The sequence below is a fragment of the Streptomyces sp. 8L genome (assembly GCF_020176795.1).
GTDB lineage: Bacteria > Actinomycetota > Actinomycetes > Streptomycetales > Streptomycetaceae > Streptomyces.
Genome location: NZ_JAIUKE010000776.1, coordinates 1 through 1,681, shown reverse-complemented (window position 1 = coordinate 1,681; position 1,681 = coordinate 1). Strand labels below are relative to the sequence as shown.

The 1,681-nt window shown below is 76.3% G+C and carries 1 protein-coding gene and 1 pseudogene; both read right to left on the bottom strand.

The annotated features are described in order from the left end of the window. Nucleotides 1-155 precede the first annotated feature (155 nt). The gene (locus tag LCE31_RS38590) at nucleotides 156-1,070 is read right to left on the bottom strand and encodes a tetratricopeptide repeat protein (RefSeq protein WP_225022875.1); all 915 of its coding nucleotides are present in this window, start codon (nucleotides 1,068-1,070) and stop codon (nucleotides 156-158) included. Continuing rightward, nucleotides 1,052-1,681: pseudogene (locus LCE31_RS38585) on the bottom strand (hypothetical protein); the annotation flags it as partial. The pseudogene LCE31_RS38585 and the gene LCE31_RS38590, both read right to left, overlap by 19 nt.

Genomic DNA, 1,681 nt, shown 5'->3' with positions numbered 1-1,681 from the left:
GTACCGGCCGAGGACCCGGGCGAGCAGCAGTTCGTCGGGGACCGTGCCGAACAGCCGGCTGTCCCCCTCCGCGGCGGGGGGGGGGGCCCCCCCCCCCCCCCCCCCCCCCCCCCCCCCCCCCCCCCCCCGTTCCGCCCCGCCCTCGGGGCGAGCGGTCAGTCCTCGTCCCCGGCGTCCCGCGGGGCCACCCGAGGGGCCTCGCCGGGGGCAGCCGGGGCCTCGTCCTCGGCCCGGCTCCCGTGGCCGTCGCCGTTCTCGTCCTCGGGGGACGCGTCGTTCTCGGCGTTCTCGACGTTCTCGTCGTCGTCGGACTCGACGCGGTCCCCGGACTCGGAATCGTCCTCGGCCCGCGCGTCGGCGCTGTCGGCGGCGTCGGTGTCGGAGTCGTCGTCGGAGTCGGTGTCGGTGTCGGTGGTGGCGTCGTCGGCGTCGGCCTCGCCCAGCGCGTCCACGAACTCGATGCCGTCGAGCTCGGCCAGCCGGTCGGAGGCGTCCGTCGCACCGTCCTTGTCGGACTCGTTGGCACGCGCGAACCACTCCCGCGCCTCACCCTCGCGGCCGGCCGCGAGGAGCGCGTCCGCGTAGGCATAGCGCAGCCGGGCGGTCCACGGATGGACGGCGTGCGAGGCCAGCTCGGGGCTCTGGAGGGTCACGATGGCGGCGTCGAGCTGCCCCATGTCCCGGCGCGCGCCCGCGGCCACGAGCCGCATCTCGACCTGGCCGGCCTTGTCCAGCTTCTGCACCTCGGACTCGCCCGCCATCGCGAGCGCGCGCTCCGGCCTGCCGAGCCCCCGCTCGCAGTCGGCCATGACGGGCCACAGGTCGACGTTGCCGGTCATGCGCCGCGCCGCCCGGAACTCGGCCAGCGCCTCGGCGTACTTCTGTGTCGCGTAGGCGGCGAAGCCGGCGGCCTCCCGTACGGCGGCGACGCGGGACGCGAGCCGGAGCGCGATACGTGAGTAGGCGTACGCCTGCTCGGGGTCCTCGTCGATGAGCTGCGCGACCATCACGAGGTTGCGGGCGACGTCGTCGGCGAGCGTCTTGGGCAGGCTCATGAGCTCCTGCCGCACGTCCCTGTCGATCTCCTCGCCGGTGACCTCGGGCGGGATCGGCAGCCGCCGCACGGGCTCCCTGTCCCTGTCTCCCCTGTCCCGGTCGCGATCGCGGTCGTCACGGCGCCCGAAGCCACCGCCTCCCCGCCGGTCGTCACGGCGGTCGTCGCGCCGGAAGCCGCCACGGTCGCGGTCGTCGCGTCCACCCCGGAACCCACCGCGGTCGCCGCCGCGGTCGTCCCTGCGGCCGTAGCCACCGCCGCCCGTGGGGCGCCCGCCCCGGTCGCGGTCGTCACGGCGTCCGAAGCCACCCCCGCCGGGACGGCCACCGCGGTCGTCGTCACGGCGCGGACCACGCGGCCGGTCGTCACGGCGGTCGTCGTACCGGGCCGGACGGTCGTCACGGCGGAACGGGGGGCGTTCACCGCCGCGGTCGTCCCTGCGGAACGCGGGCCGGTCGTCACGACGCGGCGCGGGCCGGTCGTCACGGCCACCGCGGAAACCGCCGCGCTGGTCGCCGCCACGGTCGTCACGACGCGGAGCCGGACGATCGTCACGACGCGGAGCCGGGCGGTCATCACGACGAAACGCCGGACGCTCATCCCTGCCACGGAACGAAGACCGCTCAT